General features: G+C 70.7%; 16 protein-coding genes. 10 read left to right on the top strand and 6 right to left on the bottom strand.

Going from position 1 to position 23873, the window contains the following annotated elements; all coding sequences use genetic code 11:
- Window positions 1–52: 52 nt before the first annotated feature.
- The gene (locus tag AC6JA9_RS18115; protein WP_223750093.1) at window positions 53–1447 is read left to right on the top strand and encodes an undecaprenyl-phosphate glucose phosphotransferase; all 1395 of its coding nucleotides are present in this window, start codon (window positions 53–55) and stop codon (window positions 1445–1447) included.
- 97 nt (window positions 1448–1544) lie between these two features.
- On the opposite strand, the gene AC6JA9_RS18120 is transcribed toward AC6JA9_RS18115, so the two are convergent.
- Window positions 1545–3485 (bottom strand): trypsin-like peptidase domain-containing protein, encoded by a 1941-nt coding sequence (locus tag AC6JA9_RS18120; protein ID WP_497960298.1) that lies wholly within the window; start codon window positions 3483–3485, stop codon window positions 1545–1547.
- A 335-nt stretch (window positions 3486–3820) separates the two neighbouring features.
- On the opposite strand from AC6JA9_RS18120, the gene AC6JA9_RS18125 reads away from it, so the two are divergent.
- Window positions 3821–9394: a GspE/PulE/PilB domain-containing protein gene (locus AC6JA9_RS18125; protein WP_497960299.1), complete on the top strand. Its 5574-nt coding sequence runs from the start codon at window positions 3821–3823 to the stop codon at window positions 9392–9394.
- Between the two features lie 174 nt (window positions 9395–9568).
- Here AC6JA9_RS18125 and AC6JA9_RS18130 read toward each other — a convergent pair whose 3' ends face one another.
- Window positions 9569–12358 carry a vitamin B12-dependent ribonucleotide reductase gene (locus tag AC6JA9_RS18130; RefSeq protein ID WP_223784692.1) on the bottom strand — a complete coding sequence of 930 codons (2790 nt, stop codon included), beginning with the start codon at window positions 12356–12358 and terminating at the stop codon, window positions 9569–9571.
- A gap of 604 nt (window positions 12359–12962) precedes the next feature.
- On the opposite strand from AC6JA9_RS18130, the gene AC6JA9_RS18135 reads away from it, so the two are divergent.
- Complete coding sequence (locus tag AC6JA9_RS18135) at window positions 12963–13304, top strand: (2Fe-2S) ferredoxin domain-containing protein (RefSeq protein ID WP_223750089.1); 342 nt, start codon at window positions 12963–12965, stop codon at window positions 13302–13304.
- 76 nt (window positions 13305–13380) lie between these two features.
- On the opposite strand, the gene AC6JA9_RS18140 is transcribed toward AC6JA9_RS18135, so the two are convergent.
- From AC6JA9_RS18140 to AC6JA9_RS18150, 3 genes are all read right to left on the bottom strand, one after another.
- Window positions 13381–14532 (bottom strand): lytic polysaccharide monooxygenase, encoded by a 1152-nt coding sequence (locus AC6JA9_RS18140; RefSeq protein WP_223784691.1) that lies wholly within the window; start codon window positions 14530–14532, stop codon window positions 13381–13383.
- Window positions 14533–14671: 139 nt separating this feature from the next.
- Window positions 14672–15382, bottom strand: coding sequence for a Bax inhibitor-1/YccA family protein (locus AC6JA9_RS18145; protein WP_046713189.1), 711 nt, complete (start codon window positions 15380–15382; stop codon window positions 14672–14674).
- A gap of 99 nt (window positions 15383–15481) precedes the next feature.
- Window positions 15482–16954, bottom strand: a complete 1473-nt coding sequence (locus AC6JA9_RS18150) for a hypothetical protein (RefSeq protein ID WP_426746706.1) — start codon at window positions 16952–16954, stop codon at window positions 15482–15484.
- 224 nt (window positions 16955–17178) lie between these two features.
- Between AC6JA9_RS18150 and AC6JA9_RS18155 the strand changes: the two genes are divergently transcribed.
- The 7 genes from AC6JA9_RS18155 (at window position 17179) to AC6JA9_RS18185 (ending at window position 22274) form a co-directional block, all read left to right on the top strand.
- Complete coding sequence (locus AC6JA9_RS18155; protein WP_223750086.1) at window positions 17179–17613, top strand: hypothetical protein; 435 nt, start codon at window positions 17179–17181, stop codon at window positions 17611–17613.
- A 299-nt stretch (window positions 17614–17912) separates the two neighbouring features.
- Window positions 17913–18404, top strand: a complete 492-nt coding sequence (locus tag AC6JA9_RS18160) for a hypothetical protein (RefSeq protein WP_223750085.1) — start codon at window positions 17913–17915, stop codon at window positions 18402–18404.
- Between the two features lie 96 nt (window positions 18405–18500).
- Window positions 18501–18884 (top strand): hypothetical protein, encoded by a 384-nt coding sequence (locus AC6JA9_RS18165; protein ID WP_223750084.1) that lies wholly within the window; start codon window positions 18501–18503, stop codon window positions 18882–18884.
- A 14-nt stretch (window positions 18885–18898) separates the two neighbouring features.
- Window positions 18899–19540, top strand: a complete 642-nt coding sequence (locus AC6JA9_RS18170) for a hypothetical protein (RefSeq protein WP_223750083.1) — start codon at window positions 18899–18901, stop codon at window positions 19538–19540.
- Window positions 19512–21236 (top strand): hypothetical protein, encoded by a 1725-nt coding sequence (locus AC6JA9_RS18175; protein ID WP_497960301.1) that lies wholly within the window; start codon window positions 19512–19514, stop codon window positions 21234–21236. Before AC6JA9_RS18170 ends, AC6JA9_RS18175 begins: the two co-directional genes overlap by 29 nt.
- A complete protein-coding gene (locus AC6JA9_RS18180; protein ID WP_497960303.1) occupies window positions 21233–21661 on the top strand; it encodes a MerC domain-containing protein in 429 nt (142 codons plus the stop codon). Before AC6JA9_RS18175 ends, AC6JA9_RS18180 begins: the two co-directional genes overlap by 4 nt.
- Before the next feature lie 64 nt (window positions 21662–21725).
- The gene (locus AC6JA9_RS18185) at window positions 21726–22274 is read left to right on the top strand and encodes an isochorismatase family protein (protein ID WP_141322786.1); all 549 of its coding nucleotides are present in this window, start codon (window positions 21726–21728) and stop codon (window positions 22272–22274) included.
- Between the two features lie 3 nt (window positions 22275–22277).
- Here AC6JA9_RS18185 and AC6JA9_RS18190 read toward each other — a convergent pair whose 3' ends face one another.
- Window positions 22278–23774, bottom strand: a complete 1497-nt coding sequence (locus AC6JA9_RS18190; protein WP_497960304.1) for a hypothetical protein — start codon at window positions 23772–23774, stop codon at window positions 22278–22280.
- Window positions 23775–23873: the final 99 nt, after the last annotated feature.

Here is a 23873-nt window from a genome sequence, read left to right on the forward strand (position 1 = left end):
CGAGTCTTGCAGTGGGGTGGCGCCCCGTTGACCAGGTTACAGGAGTCCAGGCGTGTTCAGTCGTCTCCAGCGCTTCTACACGTCCATCAAGGTTGTCGCGGACATGGTGATGCTCGCGCTGGCGTTCGCCTTGGCGTACGCCACGCGGTTCTCGGGCATCGTCCCCGTCACGGAGGGCATCCCTCCCTGGGAGGACTCGTTCGTCTTCCTGCTGATGCTGCTGGTCATCTTCCCGGTGACCTTCAAGCAGTCGCGGCTGTACGCGGCCATCCGCTCCCGGACGAACACCGGTGAGGTGTTCGAGGTCTTCAAGTCCACCATCACCGCGACGCTCATCCTGGTGGCGGTGACCTACTTCGTGCGCGAGCGCTACTCGCGCCTGACGCTGGTCATCTTCGTCGTCTACGCCTTCGTGCTGGTCACGTGCAGCCGGCTGGCGTTCCGCTACGTGCTCAGCGAGGTGCGCCGGCGGGGCCACAACCTGAAGTCCATCCTCGTCATCGGCGCGGGGGAGCTGGGGCAGCGCGTGGTGGAGACGGTGGAGGTCCACAAGGAGCTGGGCTTCCGGGTGACGGGCCTTCTGTCGCTGCGGCCGGAGAAGGTGGGCCAGTACGTCAACGGCGTGCGCGTGATTGGCCACGTGGGCGACGTGGAGCGCGTGCTGGACGCGCACCCGGTGGACCAGGTCATCCTCGCGCTGCCGCTGCAGGAGCAGGCCCACGTCAAGCAGCTCATGGAGCAGCTGGCGCTGCGCACCGTGGACGTCCGCGTCGTCCCGGACCTCTACCAGTACATCACCCTGTATGGCGGCCTGGAGGAGTTCGGCGGCCTGCCCATCATCCGGCTGCAGGGCGACCCGATGGAGGGCTGGAGCCGGGTGGCCAAGCGGGCGTTCGACATCCTCTTCTCGCTCCTGGCCATCCTCGCCACCTCGCCGCTCATCCTGGCCACCGCGATCGCCGTGCGGCTGACCAGCCGCGGGCCGGTGCTCTATCGCCAGGAGCGCATGGGGATGGACGGGCGCACCTTCTCCATCCTCAAGTTCCGCACCATGCGCGTGGACGCCGAGCACTCCGGGGCGATGATGGCGCGCAAGGACGACCCGCGCCGCACCGTCATCGGCACGTTCCTGCGCAAGTACTCGCTGGATGAGCTGCCGCAGTTCTTCAACGTGCTGACGGGGGACATGAGCCTCGTGGGCCCTCGCCCCGAGCGCCCCGTCTTCATCGAGGAGTTCAAGCGCCAGATTCCGCGCTACCACCTGCGGCACAAGGTGAAGGCGGGCATCACCGGCTGGGCGCAGATCAACGGCCTGCGCGGCCAGACGTGCATCGAGAAGCGCATCGAGTACGACCTGTACTACATCGAGAACTGGTCGCTCCTGATGGACCTGAAGATCCTCGTGCGCACCGCGCTGGGCGGCTTCCTCTCGAAGAACGCCTACTGACGTCGGGAGGGCGAGCGGGCCTCGGAAATCCGAGGCCCGGGGCCGCGTCGGGCCGTGGAAATCCGAGGGCCCGACGCGCCGTGGAACCGGACCCGCGCTACTGGAGGTTCCAGACCACCGTGCCGCTGCAGGTCCCGCTGGTGTAGCAGCCCGCGCGAATCTGGACCGTGCCGTTGGCGGTGGCGGTGTAGCTCACGCTGGAGCCCCGGCCCCCGCACGCGTCATCGTTCGCCGCGACCTGCGCCCCGTTGCCGTAGAGGCGCAGGAAGGTGTCCCCGCTGAAGGACGTGTTCGGCAGGCCGCAGGTGGCCACCAGGAGCGTCTGGCCCGCGGCGACGACGACATCCCGGTTGGTGGTGTTGCGCTGGGCGCTGTCGGTGTTCGTCCCGTTGTACTGGAAGGTGCCGGAGGTGGGGGGCGTGGGGGGATTGCCTCCGCCGGAGACCTCCCACACCACGGTGCCGCCGCAGCTCCCGTTGGCGTAGCAGCCCGCGCGCACCTCGTACTCTCCGGTGACGGTGGCGACGTGGGTGATGCTGGAGCCGCGGCCTCCACAGGCGTCGTCGTTGGCGGCCACGGAGGCGCCGGACGGGTTGTGCAGGCGCAGATAGGTGTCCCCGGAGGTCTTCGCTCCCGTCAGGCCGCAGGTGGCCACGGTGAGCGTCTGGCCGGCGGTGAGGGCGATGCGCTTGTTCGTCGTGTTCTGCTGGGCGTCGTTGGTGTTGGAGGCCGTGTACGCGAAGGAGTTGGCCGGCGGAGGCGGCTCCTCCGGGGGCGGCGTGCCGTCGCCGTTGGGGTTGGGGCAGCCGGCGGCGGGCAGGGCGCACGTGGGCAGGTTCGCTCCCAGGTGGCTGATGACGGCCTGGATGGGGACGCCGCGGTTGGGGCAGTTGGCGCAGTGGTGCAGCGACACCACCAGGTGGTCGCCATGGCCAATCACGGGGGAGCCCGAGGAGCCGCCCTGTGTGTCCGCGAAGTAGCCCACGTCGTTGGGGCCGCCGGACTGGCAGGACGGCTCGTTGAGGCTGTAGACCTCCGCGAAGCCGGACGCGTCCGAGGCGTCCGTGGAGGCGACGGCGATCTTCTTCCCGTACCCGGCGGGGTGCTGCGGGACGTAGATGCGCTCGTTCACCACCGCGCCCGAGCCGCGAAGCTGGAGGTAGCCGAAGCTGTTGGTGGGATTCACCGCCAGCCGTACCAGCGCGTAGTCACGGGGCGCGTCCGCCTGGACCAGGGTGCCGCCGGAGATGACGTGGCCGGGGCAGCCGAACCAGCTGCCGCAGCTCGTGGCGCAGCTGGCGCCCTCCGCCATGAACTCGAAGTCGGTGTTCTGCGCGTCGCTCGCGGTGGCGATGCAGTGCTGGTTCGTCATGACGTGACCCTGGCTGCCCACGAGCCAACCGGTGCACGCGCTGGAGCCGCCGATGAGCAGGCGCGCCACGGGGCGGGCGCGGCCATAGAGGGTGGGGTCGCTGGCGGCGTAACAGGGCGCCCAGCGCGAGTCGTCCGCGCCACAGACGGCCTTGTTCAGCTCGGAGGTGAAGCCCATCTCCTGGTTGGTGTAGCCGCGCGCGAACCGGTCGATGCTGTAGCCGTACTGGTTCAGGATGCCCTGGCGGCCGGGGTGGTCGGCGCTGTGCAGCTCGATGATGGCCGTGTCGCCGGGGATGTGCAGGGCCCAGAAGCCGTCGCGCGCGCCCGGGTGGCGGTTGTCGTAGCGCTTGGCGCGGGAGCCGTCCGGGGCGCGCACCACGACGAAGTCGCCCTCCGCCAGCTCCAGCCGCTCGAAGTGCGCGGCGATGTACGCGGCGCCCGGGTGGGTGATGACGTCGGTGTGGAGCGGACCGCTTCGTGTGCGCAGCTCCGGGGTGGCGTAGGGATGGGCCGACTCGAAACGCCGGTGCACGTCTTCGCCGACCTTCGTGGCGCGCTGGGAGGCGGGCGACACGGTCGCCTCACACACGGGCGCCGAGGCCAGCGCCGCCGGCGCGCTGAGCGACAGCGCGGCGACGAGACCTGCGAGCTGGAATCGTTTCATCGGTTCTCCTGCAGGGGATGGGACTTCGCAGCGTGGGCTGCACGCACCGTTATAGCGGCAGTCACGTAGGGCCCCGACTCGCAGTTGAGTACCCGGTTGCAACAAGGCGATGGGATGTGGGCCTGGCGGCGTTTGCCGGGAGCAAGGGTCCTGGACGCGGAACTGACACTGTCTCGGGGGGAGGGCAGGCAGGTTGGGCGCCCGTCTGATTTCACACGGAGCGCGATTGTTGCCGCCGGGTTGTGTGCGAGGTACCCGCGGACCTGGGCGAAATGACGCGAGGGCGCACGGGGGCCGGTCCGGTGTGGGGCGAAGCCGTCTAGACTCCGGGAGGCATGGCCGAAAAGCTCGGAGCAATCCTGGTCCGCAAGGGCCTCCTCTCGCAGGCGCAGCTCGACGAAGCCCTGAAGGCACAGCTCATCTACGGTGGGCGGCTGGGCTCCATCCTCGTCGAGCTGGAGATGCTGGACATCGACACCCTGGCGATGGTGCTGGGGGAGCAGACCCGCTACCCGGTGGCGCAGGAGGCCGACTTCGAGGCCGTCACGGACGCGACGCTCACGTTGCTTCCGGCGGCGCTCGCGGAGAAGCACCTGGCCTTCCCGCTGGGACAGGAGGGGCGCCGGCTGAGGGTGGCCATGGCGAGCCCCTTCGAAATCCAGCACACGGACGCGCTGGGGTTCATCACGGGCCTGCGAATCCTCCCGCACATCACGCCCGAGCTGCGGCTGTTCCACTACCAGGCCCAGCGCTATGGCATCCGGCGCGAGTCGCGCTCGTTGAGCATGGCGACGGCCCGGCGGTTGGCTCCGGCGCCGCCGCCTCGTCCCGCGGCCCCGCCCGTGCAGACGCGGGGCGGGGTGGTGGAGCAGCCCGAGTCTCCGCCCCCGCCCGCGCCCGTGCGGGCCGCTCCGGGGACGGAGGGGATGTTCGGTGGATTGGCGCCCGGGCAGTTCCTGAGTGACGACTCCGACGACGCGACGACGGAAGAGACGCCGTGGACGGGAGCGAGCCCGGTGCTGGCGCCAACGGGGGGGCTGCTGGGGGATGCGTCGGAGGCGCCCGCGGCGGTGGTGACGAAGTCCGGGCCACCCGTGCTGGGGCCCGCGGCGTCGGCCCGGCCTCCGGGGCCGCCCCAGTTGGCGTCCGTGGACGCGGCGCGAGGGGCTCGGCCGTCGGGGCCTCCGCCTCGGCTCGCGCCGGCGGAGCCGCCTCGGCTGGCTCCGGCGATTCCTCCCACGCCGATTGAGGAGGCGGAGGAGATCGAACCCGAGGAGGAGTTCGAGGCGGCGGAGGAGATCGAGCCCACCGAGGAGCTCGATGTGGTGGACACCGAGGAGGTGCTCGAAGGGGTGATGGAGGAGGTGGTGGAGACTCCCGCCCCGAGGAGCCCGGTGCTCGCCGGCAACCCCGAGGGACAGGGGGGACAATCCGCTCAACCGCCGGGCATGGTGTCGCGACAGTCCGCGGGGCAGTGGTCTCCGGTCCAACCTCCGGGGTTGGCCCGGGCGGCGGGGCCTGGTGGCGCGGGGCTGCCTCCGGTTCGTGGACCTGGAGCCGGAGGCGCACCCGTGGAGCCGCAGGCGCCGGTGTCTCCGGCGATGGCCGCGCGACCGCCGTCTGCTCCCGGTGGAGTCGTGGAGGCCGCTGCCTCGGGACCGCAGGGTGGGATTCCTTCGGGGATGGGGGCTGCGGCGCGGCCGTCCGCTGCCGCGGGTGGCATTGCCGAGCCGGCCGTGGCGACGCAGGGGACGGTGCCTCCGGGGCCCGTGGCGGGACCGGGAGCGCGGCCGCAGCCGGGCCTGGGCGCTCCGGTGGTGGCTCCGTCCGCGGCGCCTCAAGGCGCGAAGCCGCCTGCGTCACCGGGATGGGGACCGGCCGCCGCGCCAGGCGCAAGGCCTCCTCCGAACACCGGCGCGCCGGGGGGCCCAGGGGCTGTCCCGCCGGGGCTCGCAAGTGCCCGGCCGTCGGGGGTGGGGATTCCCGTCGTGTCCGGTGCGCAGGGACCTGTTCCTCCAGGGATGAGCGGAGCGAGACCTCCGTCGAGCGCGGGCACGGCCGTGGTTCCTGGTCCTGTGCCTCCTGGGATGCCGGGTGGACCGGGCCCCGTGGGGCCGCCTGGGATGCCAGGCGCGCGTCCTCCCTCGAGCAGTGGAGTGCCCTCGGTGCAGGGGGCTGTCCCGCCCAGGGCGCCTGGAGGTGGACCTGTCGCTGGTGGACCTGGTGGGCCCCCTGGAATGATGGGGGCCCGGCCTCCGTCGAGCAGCGGCATGCCTTCCGTTCAGGGAGGGCCTCCTGTTCCGGGTGGACCCGGAGCGGGAGGTCAGGGGCTGCCGCCTGGAATGGTGGCGAGACCCGCGCAGGGCGTGGGCGGGCCGCCTCCGGGACCAGGGGCGCCGCCGATGCCTGGGACCGCGCCTGCTCCGGGGTCGATGGGGGGGCCAGGCTCCGCACCTCCTGGGATGATGAACGCTCGGCCTCCGTCGGGGCCCGTGCCTCCTGGGATGACGGGGGCACGGCCTCCGTCGCGTACGGGAGTTCCCACGGTGCCCGGGCCCGTGCCTCCTGGGATGGGACCTCGTCCTCCGCTGGGAGCGGGCGGTCCGGGACCGCAGGGGCCGGTGCCTCCGGGGGGCGCGGGGACGCGTCCTTCGAACCCGGGCATGCCGAGCATGGGGGCCCCACAAGGCCCCGTGCCTCCAGGCATGTCGGGTGCGCGCCCTCCCTCGGGAACGGGCTTCCCCACGGTCCCCGGACCACCGCACGGTGCGATGCCTCCCGGAATGCAAGGGGGACGACCTCCCTCGATGTCCGGAGGACCCGGAGCGCCACCGCCTCCAGGAACGGTGCGTCCGCCCCAGCCCATGGGCGGCATGACTCCCGACGTGGGCGGTGCAGCGCCGCGTCCGTCGATGGGGCCGCAGCCGCCTCCGGGCATGAAGGGAATCGCCGCGCCACAACCTCCGGGGATGGCGCCAAGAGGAGCGCCACCGCACGCCGCCGCCAGCTCCGTTCCGTCGAGCATCGGACCCGCAACGCCTTCGGTCGGCGATGTCTCGCAGGCTCCTCCGAGCGCGCTCGATGCGCGCGTGGAGTCTGAGTCGGGTCCGGAGATTCTCTCCACGGAGGACAGCCAGTCCGCTTCGGGCCCGGATGCCTCCGTGGCCGGAGCGGTCCTCGATGGAGGCGCGCTCGAAGTCTCCAGCGAGGTGCTCAGCGCTCGCGAAGGCAGTCAGGCGCAAGCCTCGGATGGCTCCGAGGTCTCCGCGGTTCGTGAGGGTGGAGCACCTGGGGTCCCTCAAGCGGGGCACAGCGCTCTCGACGATGGGCCGGCGAAGGCCGCGGATGCCTCCGAGGTTTCGTCGGTTCGCGAGGCAGACGCACGTGACGTCTCTCCAGCGGCGCTCGGTGCTCTCGACGATGGACCTGCGCAAGTGGCGGGGCTCGCGTCGTCGAACACGCAGGGTCTGGACGATGCGGCCGCCGCAGCGAGTCCTCCGACGGCATCGGGCTCGGCTCCAGCGCTGAACGTCGAAGCCGCGAGCGACCTGACACGGGGGGACGTGTCCGGGGAGGAGCTCCCTCCTGGGGAACGTGCCGCGGAGAAGTCGCCGCAGGCCACGACGTCCGACGTCTCCGGGTCACCGTGGAGTGAGGGTGACGCGGGTGCTCGAACTGAGCCTGCGCCGAGCGGCGAAGTCGCCTCGCACGAGACCGTCGCCCAGCACCCCGAGCCGTTGAGCGGAGCGCAGACGCACCTCGCGCAACCCCGTGTGGCGGACGAACGCATCGAGGCACGTGATAACGCGCAGGTCGATGGGGTCGAGCCCGCCTCATCGCATGAGGCCGGTGCCACGTCGCGCGCGGCCCACCCGCTCGAAGGAGAGGGCGCGGCTGCGACGACCGATGTGCCGGTCCCTGCCCGACTGGAGGAACACGTCGCTCCCGCGGACAAGGACGCAGCCGCATCGTCGTCCGAGGATGCCGAGGCGGTTCGGCTCTCCACTCCTGAAGACGTCGGGGAGGGCGCGGTGGTGGCGCCGTCCACCACGGGCTCCGATGTGCCGACGCTGGACGGGGCCGCACCAGCTGATGTCGAGACGGTTTCGGACGTGGCCCTCGCCTCGGTGATTGCCTCCGCGCCGTTCGCGGTCGAATCGCAGACAGCACAGGGCAGTTCGCTCCAGACGGTCGAGGTCGATTCGAGCGCCGCGGCTTCCGACCGTGCGCCTTCCGCGCGTCCCGTGGCGGAGGGTGTCTCCGGGGCGGACGGCCGCATCACCGGCCAGGACGCGAGCCCGCTTGATGACTGGGGTGATGTCGCGCAGCCGGAGTCGAAGGTCACGGGGGCTTCCGTGGATGTGGAGCCTGCCGCGCGAGAGGTGAGGACCCCGCCGGAAGAGCGCCGAGCTGTCGACGAGTCGTCCCAAACCGTCGCGCGGTCTTCCAGCGAGGTCTCCACGCTCGAGCCGAGCGTTGATGCCCCTTCCATCTCCGCGCAGTCCGATGTCAGCGCAGCGCCTGAGGTGCCTCTCACATCGACCACCGGGTCGGCTGCACGAGCGCTCCAGACCGCCGCGCTATCGAACGACGCGACAGAGACGCGCAACGCGGAGACGTCGAGCGCTCCCGAGGTCCAGTCGTCCTCCGCGGTGGCCTACCTCGACGAAACCGAGGTGAAGCCTCACTCCGAGGTCCCGTCGTCACCGGAGGTCCCCGAGGCCGAGCACTCGGGCGCCGCCGCATCCGACAGCACGGAAGCGCCGTCGGTCGAACACTGGAAGCTCATGAAGGCAACGCTCGGTGACGCGAGCCCGGTTGCCCAGGACACGCCCGCCTCCGCGATTGACTCGGGTGCGTCGTCCTCCGTGCCCGTCGAGGGCGACGTGGGGGAGACCCTGACCCTCGAGGCCGCGGGCACGATGCTCGCATCCCACGGTGAGTCCTCCGGCTCCGCGACCGTGGCTTCGGCTCCCGTGGATCCACCGTCACCCAGTCCCCACTCGGGCGCCGAGGTGATTGCCCTGCGCGAGCCCCAGGTGCCCGACGCGGAGCCCACGCCCTCGGCGCCGCCCCCCAGGCCCGTCCCGCAGCGCCGCGCGGCCATCGAGTTGGACGAACTTCCAGCGGCGGACGATGCGCCGATGCAGCTCGCGTCCACGTGGGAGTTCGTCGGGTGGCAGGGGGCCGAAGGCAACGGAACCATCGGTCACTCCGTGGAGAACACGTGGGAGGACCGCGCGGTGGACCTCGAGGGCAACGCTCGTCCGGCGGCGCCAGCGGGCGCCACCACGGAGCTTCCCCTCGCCTCCGCCTGGGACTTCATCCAGCAGCCCTGGCAGCCCCAGGCCCGTGCTCCCTCGGAGGCACTGACGACGCTGCTGGCCGCCGCGGACGAGTCCACTCCAGACGCGAGCCCCGACGGCCCCAGGGTCTCCGCGGACCAGGTCCTCACGGCGCTCGATGACGTCGGCTCACAAGGCGTGCTCGGCAAGGTGTTGATCGCCTACTGCGCGGGTCGATTCCAGCGAGCCTTCCTGCTCGGGGAGAGTTTCGGGCTCGTGCGCGTCGGCCATGCATGGGGGCCGGGGAGTGACAGCCCCGCGGTGGCCTCGCTCAAGGTGGACCTGGAGGCCCCGTCGCTGCTCGTGTCCGCGCTCGGCCAGCTGGGGCCCAGCAGCTTCGATGCTCCGTCCTGCGTCCAGGACGAGGCCATCTTCGCCGCGCTCGGTGGGCCCACGTCACACCTGCTCGTCGTCCCCATCCGCGCCCGTGGGCGTCCCGTGGCGTTCGTCGTCGCGGATTCGGGAGGCGCGCAGGTGGCCGCCACGACGCTCGACGAGCTGACGCGAGTGTCCGCGAAGGCTTCGGAGGTCTACGACCGGCTGCCCGCGACCCGGGCGGACTGAGCCACGCATCGTCCGCTCCCGCGCGAGGTCCCGCATCCACGGACCTCGCGCCCCAAGTGGGCACGGCGGGCGTACCGCGCCACCCGCGTGGCCGCCGCCGCGAGCGCGAGAACAGCGAGGGCCCCGGAAGCAGCGCTCCGGAGCCCTCGAGTGCTTCAGCTCATCGCGTGAGGTTCAGCTGCAGCCGCTGGTCGCGCCGCAGTTGCCGCACTTATAGCAAGCGCCACTGCGGACCATGATGGCGCCGCAGGTGTGGCAGGGCGGGGCATCCGCCTGGTTGAGCCACGTCGCGCGCGTGTTCGTCGACGGGAGCGACAACGAGGCCGCCTGGGCGGGCAGGGCGGGCTGCTTGGACGCGCCCTCCGCGGGAGACAGGACCGCGTCCTCCACCAGGTCCTCGCTCGGCAGGAACTTCAGCTCGAGCCACCGGAAGATGTAGTCGGTGATGGACTTGGCGATGGGGATGGCGGGGTTGCCCGTGAAGCCGCTCGGCTCGAAGCGGGTGTGGCTCAGCTTGTCCACCATGACCTTCAGCGGGACGCCGTACTGGAGCGCCAGGGAGATGCTGGTGGCGAAGCTGTCCATCAACCCGCTGACCACCGAGCCCTCCTTCGCCATGACGATGAACAGCTCGCCCGGCGAGCCATCCTCGTACATGCCGACCGTGAGGTACCCCTCGTGGCCGCCAATCGAGAACTTGTGGGTGATGGAGCGGCGCTCGTCCGGCAGGCGACGGCGCACCGCGCGAGGCTCCGGCTTCACGGCCGGCTCCACCACGGGGGCCGCCTCGGCCTTGCGCGTGTCCTTCACGCCGGCCTTCGACGTGTTGAGCGGCTGGGTGCGCTTGCAACCATCGCGGTAGACGGCGACGGCCTTCAGGCCGCGCTTCCACGACTCCATGTACGCCTTCTCGATGTCCTCCACGGTGGAGTCCGAGGGCATGTTGACGGTCTTGGAGATGGCGCCGGAGAGGAAGGGCTGGCAGGCCTCCATCATCTGGATGTGGCCCATCCAGTGGATGCTGCGAGAGCCGTTGGCGGGCTTGAAGGCGCAGTCGAAGACGGACAGGTGCTCGGGCTTGAGGTGGGGAGCGCCCTCGATGGTGTCGGCCTTGTCCAGGGCGGCGACGATGTCCTGGGCCTGCGTCTGGGGGTAGCCCAGCTTCTCGAGCGCCTGCGGCACCGTCTGGTTGACGATCTTCAGCATCCCGCCGCCGACCAGCTTCTTGTACTTGATGAGCGCGATGTCGGGCTCGATGCCGGTGGTGTCGCAGTCCATCATGAAGCCGATGGTGCCGGTGGGGGCGAGCACGGTGACCTGGCTGTTGCGGAATCCATGGACCTCACCGAGGGCGAGCGCCGAGTCCCACGCGGCCTTCTGCGCGGCGTGCAGGTCGGCCGTGACGCCCGCCTGGGGGACGCTGTAGGCGGCCTTGCGGTGCTTGCGGATGACACCGAGCATGGGCTCGGCGTTCTTCGCGTAGCCGGCGAAGGGGCCCTGCTTCTCGGCCAGTCGCGCGCTCATCGCGTAGGCCTCACCGCACATCAGCGAGGTGATGGCGGCCGCGTAGTTGCGGCCCGCGTCCGAGTCATACGGCAGGCCCGACGCCATCAGCAGCGCGCCCAGGTTCGCGAAGCCCAGCCCCAGCGGCCGGTAGTCGTGGCTGTTCTTGGCGATGCGCTCGGTGGGGTAGCGCGAGAAGCCGACGATGATCTCCTGCGCCATGAGCATGACGTCGACGGCGTGCTTGAAGGCGGCCACGTCGAAGTCACCCGCGATGTCGCGGAAGTGCATCAGGTTCAGCGACGCCAGGTTGCACGCCGAATCGTCCAGGAACATGTACTCGGAGCACGGATTCGACGCGTTGATGCGCGCGGTGGTCGAGCACGTGTGCCAGCCGTTGACGGTGGTGTCGAACTGCATGCCCGGGTCACCGCACAGGTGCGCGGCCTCGGCGATCTCGCGGAACACGTCGCGCGCCCGGTAGGTGTCCAGGGGAGAGCCGTCGCGCACGGCGCGCGTCTGCCAGGGGCCATCCGAGACGACGGCCTTCATGAAGTCGTCGGTGACGCGCACGGAGTTGTTGGAGTTCTGGAAGAACACCGAGGCATAGGCCTCACCGTTGAAGGACGGGTCATACCCGGCCTCGATGAGGGCCCAGGCCTTCTTCTCCTCGGCGGACTTGCAGCGGATGAACTCGAGCACGTCCGGGTGGTCCGCGTTGAGGATGACCATCTTCGCCGCGCGGCGCGTCTTGCCGCCGCTCTTGATGACGCCGGCGAAGGCGTCGAAGCCGCGCATGAACGACACCGGGCCGGACGCGGTGCCTCCGCCCGCGAGCAGCTCCTTGCTGCCCCGGATGGTGGAGAGGTTGCTGCCGGTGCCGCTGCCGTACTTGAAGAGCATGCCCTCCGTACGGGCGAGCGTGAGGATGGACTCCATGGAGTCATCCACGCTGTTGATGAAGCACGCCGAGCACTGGGGCTGCGCCTCCACGCCGACGTTGAACCAGACGGGGGAGTTGAACGAGGCCTTCTGGCGCAGGAGCAGGTGCGTCAGCTCGGCGTGGAAGGTCTCCTTGTCCACGTCCGTGGCGAAGTAGCCGCCCTCCACGCCCCAGCGGGTGAGGGTGTCCACCACGCGCGCCACCAGCTTGCGCACGCTCGTCTCGCGCTCGGGCGTGCCCGGCGTGCCGCGGAAATACTTCGAGGCCACGACGTTGGTGGCCAGCATCGACCAGGAGCGGGGGACCTCGATGTTCTTCTGCTCGAAGACGGCCTTGCCGTCCTCACCGGTGATGCTCGCGCTGCGGTACTCCCACGCCAGCTCGTCCGCGGGGTCCACGCCCGGCGTCGTGAAGTAGCGCTCCAGGCCCAGCCCCGTCGAAACCCCCTTCGGCTTGCTGCGTGCCGCACGGCGCTCCTTGCCGTTGATCAGGGCCTTCGAACTCAGTTCCTTCTCCATGTCGCCACCCTCCGGGTTCACTCTGAGTTGGAATGCAAAATTTTGCGCAACGCTAAACGCGCGAGATTCCGGAGGTTCCAGGGACGTCACGCGGACAGGCGTGAGCGGCACTGGATCAGGCTCGCGAGCGGTGCGTGGGGGGCTGCTGGCCCCGGACTTCCGTTGTGGAGATTGCCCGGCCGAGGACCGGGCGGCCGGGATCAATACGCGCTTCGCCTCGGCTGATCAAGGAACAGCTCAGACCCTATTTGTAGTGCTGTGCCTTGTCGCACACACAACTAAATGGGCTCTATCCCGCTGCCGTCCGTGCGGGCAGAGGACGTAGCAACCTGTAGCTCGGAGGGCGTGCAAGGGCGGATCTAGACCCTTGGCGCCGGCACCGCAAGCCAGGCTCTACCTTGACGGATAACAGCGTGCGAGACATGTATCGTCACTCCGACGCAAACGGGCGTGATCACTGGGGGACGTTTGCTGAAAGTCTGTGCATGGGATCCGCGATGCCACAAGTGGGGGCGATGATCCGCGCGCCCGCCGCTCGACAGTCCCGTCGCCGGGTGGCCAGGAGGGGGTCGATTTCGGACATCCGGCGCGTTAGGAGGCCAGCATGCCTCCTCCCTTCCAGCGCCACGTTTTCGTCTGCACCAACCGTCGACCGGACGGACACCCCAAGGGGTGTTGCGCCACCAAGGGCGCGGAGGAGGTGCGCGCCGCGTTCAAGGAGGAGCTCGACAAGCGCGGGGTGAAGGGCCGCATGCGCGCCAACGCCGCGGGGTGCCTGGACACCTGCGCCTTCGGCGTGTCCGTCGTCATCTACCCGGAGGGCTCCTGGTACGCGGGCGTGAAGGTGGAGGACGTGCGAGAGATCGTCGAGGAGCACCTGATGAACGGCCGCCCCGTGGAGCGGCTGCTGATGCCGTTCTCCCGCAAGGAGAAAGCGGGGAGCTGACGCAAGGCACCTGGCCCCCGGCAACCCCCCGCCCATCCACTGCGTCATCGCGTCGGGACCGACCTCGAGCGCTCCTTCAGCGCACGAACTCCCACGCGTCACTCCAGTGGCTGCCCGTGCCGGGCGCGTAGTACGGCGCGGAGCCCTTGCACCAGCCGGAGTAGGGGAAGGGCTTGCACCGGTAGATGCTGCCGTTGGTCCCCTCGACCAGCGTCCCCGCCACGTAGCTGTCGATGCCATTGGGATACTTGTACTGCGCCGGGTCCCCGCCGCCGCCCGTGGGCTTCTCGATGTCGAGCTGGAACGAGTCGCTCGCCTCGCGCGAGTAGACGCGGTTCGCGGTGGCGCTGTTGGCAGGCCGCACGGTGCCGTTCGTCTGGAGCTCACCCACCTGCACCCGGCTGGAGGTGGCGTTCACCTGCTGGGCCAGCTGGTAGATCCACGTGGCCGCGGGCGTCGCGGCGGAGAGCGTCAGCGGGTGCGTCTCCGCGTCACGACCGCCGCTGTCGAACAGGCGCAGCGTCACCTTGCTCTGCGCGGCCAGGTCCTCGCGCGCCAGCACCGCGCCCAGCTCCTTCCACGTGGTGGGTGGCGGGGGCGTGTTGCTGAACTTCACGTCGGTGCACGCGTAGAAGGCCTCCGGGCTGTCGGAGCGCTGCCAGATGGCGTAGATGACGTGCTGGCCGGTGCGACCCTGGGGGAACGGACAGGTGAAGCGGTAGCGGTTGTTCTGCGGGGCGGACGGCGCCGTCAGCGTGCAGAAGGGCGAGGCCTCCAGGTCCGACCACTTCAGCGGCAGCGCGGGGTTGTAGCCCTCCTTCGTGACGTAGAGGTGGAAGTACGCCGTCGCGTGCACCGCCGTCGCGTGGAAGACGAAGTCGAAGCGGTTGTTCGCGTCCGGAGAGATGAGCGTCGCGGGCCAGTCCGTGCGCGCCAGGTCCAGGCCCCGGTGGCTCTCGTTGGCCGCGCTGCACAGCTTGCCGTCCGCGATGAGCTCGCGGTGGCGGCCGTTGGCGTTGCCTTGCCGGACACCGTTCCAGTCATAGAGCGCCTGGGTGCCACCACTCTGGATGGCGGCCTTGCACGCCGCGGACTTGGGCGTCTCCGGTCCTTCCTTGAAGCAGCTGTAGACGCGGCTGAGCGGCACCTCCATGGAGCCGTGCGCGGACGCCAGGCTCGAGGACAACAGGGACAGCACGACGAGGGATGATGCGAGAGACCTCTGCATGGGGTTTCCTCCTGTGCCCACGGATGGAGCAGGGAGGGCCGGCAATCGGGTCAAACACGCCCCAATAAAAAAGCGGCGACACGTGCCCACATGGGCCGTGCCGCCGCTCGTCGCGAACGGAGGGTTGTCGCCTGCCTGACTACCGACGGCGGCCGAGCAACCGGAGGATGGCGAGGAACAGGTTGATGAAGTCCAGGTACAAGGTCAGCGCGCCGACGATGCTCACCGTGGCCGCGCTGCTGTAGCCGGTGTTGGCGTGCATCTCCCGCAGCTTCTGCGTGTCGTACGCCGTCAGACCCGCGAACACGAGGACCGACGCGCACGCGATGACGAACGACATCATGTCACTGCGCATGAAGAGGTTGACCAGGCCCGCGAGCACCACGCCGATGAGGCCCATGAAGAGGAACGTGCCCCAGGCGCTCAGGTCCTTCTTGGTCACCGTGCCGTACAGCGCCATGGCGCCATAGACGCCCGCCGTCAGGAAGAACGCCTGCGCGATGCTGCCCGCCGTGTAGACGAGGAAGAGGATGGAGAACGTCATCCCCGTGAGCGCGGAGTAGCCCAGGAACAGGGCCGCGGCCGCCGGGCCCGACAGGCGGGGCGCCAGGAACGACAGCGCGAACACCGCGCCCAACTGCGCGATCATGAACCCGAACCGCCACTCGAGCACCGTGCGCAGGAGCGCCTCGTTGCTCAGCGTCACCATGGCCATCACGCCCGTGAGCAGCAGCCCCGCGAACATCCAACCATGCACGCGCGTCATGAACGCGCGCTTCGACTCCTGCACCAGGACGGAGTTGACCGAGTCGCTCTCGGCCGTCTGCCATCCGGAAGTTTCCCAGGCCATTTGAATCGTATCCTTTCGCGCCGGGGACCCGCCCCGGCGGCGCCACTGCTTATAGCGTCTTCGACCCGGGCGTGCGCGGACCCTGGCTGAGGCCCTTCCTTAAATCGCCTTCCACGCGAGCAAAAGCTTCGAGGCGACCTCGGTGGTGATGAGGGGCAGCACGCCGCCGCCGCCCACGATATTCACGATTTCCGCCATGGAGCCCCGGCACACGCCGCCCCAGGCGGGCTGCTTCGCCAGCCCCACGGACGCGTAGGCCGAGTAGTCCACGAAGAACGACGTGGGCAGCACCGTCCCATGCGGCTCCACCAGCAGGTGGTCCTCGGGAGGAGAGTCGACGATCTCCTGCACGACGAAGCCGCCGCCCGTCGGGTCGCTCGCCGCGCGCGCGCACAGCTCCGGCCAGCCCAGGGGCTCGCCATACGCCGCCGTCACGCGCTCGGTGTACGGCACCGTGCCCGCCGAGCGACCGAGGAACACGGCCTTGCCGCCGTAGTCCCACGCCCGCTTGAGCACGAAGCGGGCGGGGTTGCGCGCCACCTCCGCCACCACGTCGTCCAGCTTCGTCCCATCCGGCCCCGTCGTCGGGCCCGCGCGGAACAGCCGCGTCCAGGGAACGGAGGCGCGGATGGCCTCCAGCTCCGTGGGGGTGAGCCCCGCGGCCTCGGCGAGCTCGGGCTCCGCCAGCGCCTGCGACAGGCGCGCGAAGGTGGACTTCACCTCGACCTGCGACGCGGGCGGGTTGAGGAACACGGCCTTCTTGCCGGGCACCGTGGCGAGGAAGTCCTCGACCCACGGCGAGGGCTGCTGCTCCAGCCGCCGCACGAAGAGGTGGCGGTAGACCAGGTCGTACTTCTTGCCGCGCGCCTCGAACGTCGCATCACCGGACACCTCATCCGGGTGAACGATGTCCGCGTCGGCGCCGAACTCCCGGAAGCGCTCGCACAGCCACCGCAGCTCCGAAATCTGCGCGTCGTTGCGGCGGCACAACAGCGCCACCGTGTCCGGGAACCGGCCAGGGCGCTCGGCGGCGTACCCGTCCAACAGCGAGCGATAGAGCGCCAGCGCGTTGCTGCCGTTGAGCGTGAGCAGCGAGGGCAGCGCCTTCTCCGGATAGCGGAAGTGGCGCGCCACCACCTCGATGAACGTGCGGGCCGCGATGTCCGAGTAGCCCTGCATGGCTGGAATGGTCGCGTTGACCTCCAGCGCCCACGGCTTTCCGCCGGAGACGAAGTAGTCCACGCGCGTGGTGGCCAGCCGCACCGCCTGGGGCCAGGTGCGCTCCGCGAGCGCGCGCTCGAGCGGGGAGAGCGAGGCCAGCAGGAGCTCGGCGTCGGGCGCGGCGAGCCACGCGCGCGCCATCTTCACCGTGGCGGAGGCCAGGTGCGCGGACAGCTCCGCGCGGCGGCGGATCTCCGCGGCGTCGAGGATGACGGGCGTCGCGGTGATGGGGATGGGGCGCGTGGTGCCGTCCGACTGGGTGACGGCCAGTCCGCGCTTGTACGCGAGCTGCGCGAGTTCGGGCGCGAAGTGGCGCGCCTGATGTCGCAGCACGTCGATGAGCTCTTGCACGGGTGTTTCTGTCCTTCTCGAGATGCCGGGGCCTGCCCGGGGCGGCGAACCTATGCGCGGACAGGCTCACCGGTCCATCGGCGCGCCGCCTGCACGGCCCCTCACGGCGCGCGCGCCAACAAGCAGCGGGGCCCGCGCGCGCCACGGACTCGCTCGTGTGACTTGCACGCGCGCTCCGTCTGGCTTACAACCGCGTTGCGTTCAACGCTGGAATCCCTATCACCGTGAGCCGCTCCCTCCACTCGCTGCCCTCGCGTCTCGTCCGGTCGCGCCTCCTGGCGCTGCCGCTCGCGGCTGTGTGTGCGCTGGCGTACATGGGGACGGTGCTCCACTTCGCCATGGTCCAGCACGCCACGTGTCTGGAGCACGGTGAGGTGGTCCACGTGGAGGAGGGGGGCTCGCACACCGCCCCCGTCGCCGAGGAGTCCTTCGACGACGTCCGGCTGACTTCTCGTGACGACGCTCCTGCGGGCCACGGCTCCGAGGCCCACTGCGTCCACACGTTGATCCGTCGCGAGGGTCCTCCTCCGACAGAGGTCACCCCGGTCGTCACCCGGGTGCCCACCCGTTCCTCGCCGGCGCTGGCCGTGTTCCGCTTCCACGCGGAGCCCGTGGCCCGTCTGCACCTGGCCCCCAAGGCCTCTCCGCCTCGCGCCTGAGTCAGCACCCAGGGTACGCGTCCCTCGCTCCCGGCACAGCCATGCCGTGAGAAGGCCGCGGTCCGTGGTCGACGCCTGACGTCCGGCTCCGGAATTCGGAGCCCCGCGTCAGACGTCGCGCGACGCGCCGCCGGATGACTCGTTTCCCCTGCGTGCACGCTCTCGCCCCCCGTGTCGCGCACGGTTCGCGCGATTCCCACCCTGTCGCCCATGTCTGTCTTGGCTCTGCCCTCGCGGGTGGGGTCCGTGGCGGCGTTGGTGGCTGGGTATCCGCAGTCCATCCACGTGGAGCTACACACATGAACAAGAAGCTTCTGGCCGCCCTCCTGATGTCCACCGCGCTCCTGACCACCGCCTGCGGTGACGACGAGCCGCACGAAGAGGACGTCGATGTCGAGGGGTGCGAGCACCTGGCCGAGGGCCCGTCCACGGCCGTCAACGCCACGCTGACGGGCACGCCGCCCTCCGTGTCGAACGACCACCGCCGCTACGACATCTCGCTGGTGGATGGCGCGGGCGGCCGTCGGGGCTCGGTGTCGTTCGCCGCGGCGGAGGCCACCGACTACGTCCTCTACCTGAGCGCGGACGTGCCGGTGGTCATCACCGACGCCAGCGGCGCGGCGGTGGAGATCGAGGAGAGCGCCAAGAGCTCCGAGTCCTGCACCGACATCAAGGGTCGCCACGTCGTCCCGCTGTCCGTCGGCACGTTCACCTTCACCTTCGGCCCCACCACCTCCGCGTCCGTGAACCTCGTCATCGAGGAGGCGTCGCACGAGGGCCACGAGCACTAGCCGGCCGCGTGTCCGGGGCCTCGCGAGGGGCCTCGTGTCCTGCCTCAACCGAATCCGGGGTCGGCCTTCCGGCCGGCCCCTCCTGGAGAGAAGACCATGGGTACCTTTCAGCAGTTCCTGACCGAGAAGCAGATTGCCTCCGACGCGTTGCTGCGACTGTCCCGTCAGCTGGAGGCGCAGGGGAGTGATGGCCGCGCGCTCGCGCGCAAGCGGACCTCGAAGCGGCGGGACAAGGAGACGCAGGGCAAGAGCTACACGGAGCTGTCGCTCGCCAAGCCGAAGAGCGGCCGGGGTGTGAGCTCGCAGCAGCTCCAGGCGGCGCTCGAGGACAAGCCGTTGCCCCGCAAGGTGCGCGGCAAGCTGGTGCGGGCCATCAACGCGGTGCTGTCGAAGAAGGGCGGCGCGGCGGTGGACTCCAAGGCCCTGTTCGGTGACACGGCCATCCGCTCCGGCGCCCCCGCGAAGAAGTCCGCGAGCTGAGCCCCGGAGACCCCATGTCTGGAACCGAGGCCCTTCAGCTGCTTCCCCGCGACGTCCTCCGGGACGCGGACCGCCTGTTCGACGTCACCATGTGGTGTCTCGGACAGGATGTGCGCTGCCCTGAGGGGAACCTCCTCTTGCGTCGAGGGCTCACGCGTCACGCGCGGCCCGAGGGCGTGGAGGGGCAGAGCGCCTACTCCATCGCGCTGGCGCACGGCGGAAGGCTGTCGCTCTGGGGCTTCGGTGCGCTGTGCGAGTGCGGTCAGGCCGTCTTCGTCCCACGGGACGGCTTCACCCCTCGCTGGCTCGAGCACGCGCCCGCGCGTCCGGCCTTCCAGGCGAGTGAGCTGGGTCCCTCGCGGGCTCCGGCCACCGTCGGAGAGCGGCGGGAGGTCCACCAGTGTCTGGTGGAGCTCGCCGAGTGGTTGGCCGGGCACGAGGACTGGGTGCTGCGGGAAGTGGGACTGGACTGGAGGCGTGCGTGCGTCGCGTCGCGGCGCAAGGCGTCTCCGGTTCCACCGGAAGCGCTGGCCGCCGCGTGGTGGCGGCTCGGCGCGCGCATTCGCTCACTGGGTTGTGAATTCGAAGCCTGTGGCGCCTCGGATGCCGGGGCACTGGGAGGACATCATGCTGTCGCGACTGCTGCGCAACGATGAGCCATCCGTCTACGTCCAGGCCGCCTGGGAGGACGTCGCGGACGAGGCGCTTCCGCGTCCCCGGCTGCGCGAGGGACTGGGCGCCTCGCACCTGAAGGTGAGCACGCGTGTGCCGCTGGCGCAGGCCTGGTTCGACCAGGGCTTGAGCCTCCTGCACCTGGGCTGGGGCTCGGAGGCCCGCCGCGCCTTCGCGGAGGCGGCGAGGCACGACCCGGAGCTGGCCATGGCGTGGTGGGGCCTGGCCCTGACGCGCGGGCCGGGAGCGCGCTTCGCGGCCGCTCGCGCCGAGGCCATGGCCCGCGCGCTCGCGCTGAGCGAGGGCCTGCCGGACCTGGAGCAGCGCTACATCGTCGCGGCCAGCCTGCTGTCGGACAAGGGGCCCGCCAACGGTCGCCATGCCTTCATCCGCGAGATGGAGAGCCTCATCGACCGCTATCCCGAGGACGTCGAGGCGAAGCTGCTGCTCGCGGGCTTCCTCGTGGACGGCTACGAGCCGGACGGCCGCCCCGGACAGGGCCAGCCCTACGCGCAGGCGATGTTGCGGGACTTGATGCGCACGAGTCCGGACCACGTGGGCGTCCACTTCGCCTGGGTGTGCGCGACGCTGCCGAGCTCCCGCCCCGAAGCGGCGCACGAGAGCGCGCTGCGACTGCCCCGGCTCGCGCCTGGAGCGAGCCCCGCGCTGCTGGCGTCGGGGCGGTTGCTGAGCCGGCTGGGGGAGACGGACGCGGCCTATCGGGTGCTGGAGGCCGTCGTGGAGACGGATGACGCGTACCTGGCGGCGGAGTCGCTGCCCGCGTCCTTCGCGCCGTGCGCGGAGCTGGCCATGCGACTGCTCAGCCAGGGCTGCGCGGAGGCGGGGCAGTACAGCGACGCGCAGACGTGGGCGCGGCGGCTGCGTCAGCGCGTGGAGTCCGCGGGCGCCGAGCCCCAGGCGCTCCTGTTCGCGGCGTCCACGCTGGTGTCCACGCACCTGCGCTTCGGCTTCTGCCGTGCGGCGGCGGACGTGCCCCTGGAGCTTTCGGGCGAGCTCTCCGCGGCCGAGCGGGGCCTGCGCGATGGCCTGCGCCTGTACACGCGCGGCATCAACGCGATGGATGCCGGCCGGCTCTCGGAGGTGGAGCGCGCGTGTGATGCGCTCGCGCTGCTGCACGCGCCCCTGTCCGAGCTGCGCCGCGCCGAGGGACGGCAGCTGTGTCCGCGCGATGTCGCCCGCGTCGTGGAGGTGGCCGAGCAGGAGCTGCGCGGCGCGCTGGAGTCACGCCGGGGTGATGGTGGCCGCGCCGAGGCCACGCTGGTGCGCGCGTGGCGCATGGAGCGGCGGCTGCGGACCGCGGGGCCCTCGGCCTTCTCCCGCCCCGCGCGGGAGACGCTGGCCCGGGCGCGGCTGCGCGGCGAGCGCGAGCAGAAGGCGCTGGAGCTGGCGCGCGCGCTGGTGGAGGAGCGCCCCGCGTGTGGCCACTACCGGCTGCTCCTGGCGGAGACGCACGTGGCGATGGGGGAGCGGGTGCTCGCGGTGCAGGACTTCGAGCGCTTCCTGGAGCGGTGGCGTGACGCGGACGAGCACCTGCCGGAGCTGCGGCGCGCGCGCACGTACATCTCCGGCCGCGGGCGCATCCTGCGACTGGTCCACACGGCGGAGGCGCCGCCCCCGGTTCCTCCCGACTTCCGTCCCCTGGAGAAGGTGTCCTGTTGAGCTCTCTTGAACGGAGCGCCGTCGCGCCCTCGCGCTGGGATGGCGTGGGACAGCTGCTCTCCGCGTTGTGTGTCGTGCATTGCCTGGGGCTCCCCGCGGTGCTCGGGCTGTTGCCCGCGGCGCTGGCGGGGTGGCTGGGCGGGGAGGGGGCTCACCGCGGGCTGCTGGCGTTGGCGTTGCTCGGAGCGCTCGCGGCCTTCCTCCCGGGGTGGCGGCTGCATCGCCGCGCGTGGGTGCCGGTGCTCGCGGTGGGAGGGCTCGGGTTGCTCGGCGCCGGGGCCTTCCTGGTGCCCGAGGGCATGGACGAGGCCTGGGAGGTGGGACTCACCGTGGGCGGCGGCGTGCTGTTGGCCGTGGCGCATGGTCGCAACCGGACGCTGTGCCGCGAGTGTCGTCCGCCCGAAGCGGGCCGCGCGGAAGCGTGAGGCGTCGGGCGTCCGCCGTGCCTCGCGCTTGACGGCCCCGCGCCATTCGCGCGAGGAGGGGGGCATGGCCACCTTCCGTCTCACGCAGGACCAGACCGCGCTGCTCATCGTCGATGTCCAGGAGCGCCTGTGCGCGGCCATGGAGCGCGACGCGCTGGACCGGATGCTCGCGCGCACCAACGCGGCCATCCAGGGGGCCCGCGCGCTGGGGCTGCCCATCATCGTCACGGAGCAATACCCGCAGGGGCTGGGGCCCACGCACTCGCTCCTGAAGATGTTCCTGAAGAGCTACAAGGCCGTGGAGAAGCTCGAGTTCAGCGCCGCGGTGCCGGACGTGCTCGCGCAGCTGGGTGAGCGCAAGCAGGTGCTCATCGCGGGAATGGAGACGCACATCTGCGTCTTCCAGACGGCGAGGGACCTGGCGCAGAAGGGGCTGCTGCCCGTGCTGCTGGCGGACGCGCTGCTGTCGCGCTCGACGGAGGACCGCCGGGTGGGGCTGGACCTGTGCCGCGACGCGGGCGCCGTGGTGGCGACGGTGGAGACCGCCTTGTTCGACGTGCTCGGGCGCGCGGGCACGCCCGAGTTCAAGGCCATCTCCACCGCGGTCCGCTGACGCCTAGAACATGGGCGGCTTGTCGTCGCGCATCGGCCGAGGCGGCCGGATGTTCGTGGGCGGCGGTGCTTCCTTGTGGGGCGAGATGGCCGGGAGCGACGGCGACAGCTCGCCCACGTAGAGCAGTCCATGCGTGCCCTCGGGCGTGGGTGCCTCGAACAGGGTGATGTGGGGCGACAGGCCCGGCCGCGCCGCCACGCGTCCGCTGGGCGTCGCGCCGACGAAGCCGCACTGGATCTTCCCGGCGCGGTCCAGGTCACACCCCCACCGCGTGCCCTGCGCGTAGCTCATCTCCAGCACGACGAGCCGTGAGGCCTTCAGCAGGTGGGCCATGGGCGTGAAGGCCTTGTCCCACGGCGTGCCCGCGACGGTGCGCGTGTGCGTGTTGCCCGCGAGGACCACCTGCACCTCGTCCTTGAGCGCCTGCCTGCGACGATTCCAGAGGTCCGCCTGCGCCTGGTCCCGCTCGCTGCCGCCCTTCAGGTCGGTGTCATACGCCACCAGCGACACCGCGAGCCCCGCGAGCCGCATCGCGCGCACGCGGTCGATGAGGTCCAGGATGGCCCGGCTGCTGCGGCCGTCCTGATAGGGCCGATGCCAGAAGCGCCCCTCGAGCAGCGCGTCCTGGTCCGCCGGCGCACCGGGGCTCGCGAGGTAGCGGTCCAGCCGCTCCTGCTCCTTGCGAGGGATGGACACGCCCAGCGCGACGGGCAGCCCCAGCTCGGCCACCTGACACACCAGCTCGCCCACGACCGCGGGCGCTTCGCGTGAGCCCAGCTGCTCGCCCACCAGCAGCGTGAGCCCCGGAGCCAGGAGCTCATGCAGCCCTCGCATCGTCTCTGCGCAGGGGCCCTCCTTCACGCCGTCCTCCTTCCAGCGCGTGAGATAGAAGTCCGAGTCGCGCACGGGAGCCGGTGGACGCGGGTCCTCCTTCACGTTCCCGCTCACCACCTCCAGCGACGGGCCGGACTCCAGCCGCAGCGTCAGCTCCTTCTCCAGGTCCAGGTCTCGGGTCCCCTTGAGCGCGTTGCGCAGCTCGATGGGGCCGCCTCTGCGCGGCATGGCACGCTGGAGGCCGGTCTGGAACTGGGCAGGGCTCTGGATGTCCATCTCCGCGCGCTCCCAGAGAATCTTCCACCAGTGGTCGCCGCGACTGGCGTCGTTCCCGGACGACTGGAAGGTCGACTTGAATACGCGGACCACGGACTGGCGCGGACCCACGGCGATGCCCGTCACCAGATAGCGGGTATAGGTGTTGTTCGCCGTCCGCATGGAGTCACGGACCTCCCAGGTGGTGAGCAGCTGGTGCGGGTCCTCCGTCTGTTCGAAGGTCATGCCGCGGTTGGCGAGCAGCTCCCGCGTGACGGCCAGCGCCTCCTCCAGGGGTTTCTGGAAGACGTGCTCGAACTTCGGCGTGTCAGGCTCCCCGGTGCGGGGGGCATGGGCGCACCCCACGAACAGCAGCCAGACGAGACACCACCACCCGCTTCGCGGCTTCATGTGCAACCTCGCATCATTCATCGCTGAGATGAACGGGGAACGGCCTTTGCGCGGGTGCATATCTGCGCGCCGGGGGATACCCCTCACCCGGCACGCACG

The organism is Myxococcus sp. MH1, from assembly GCF_059738865.1.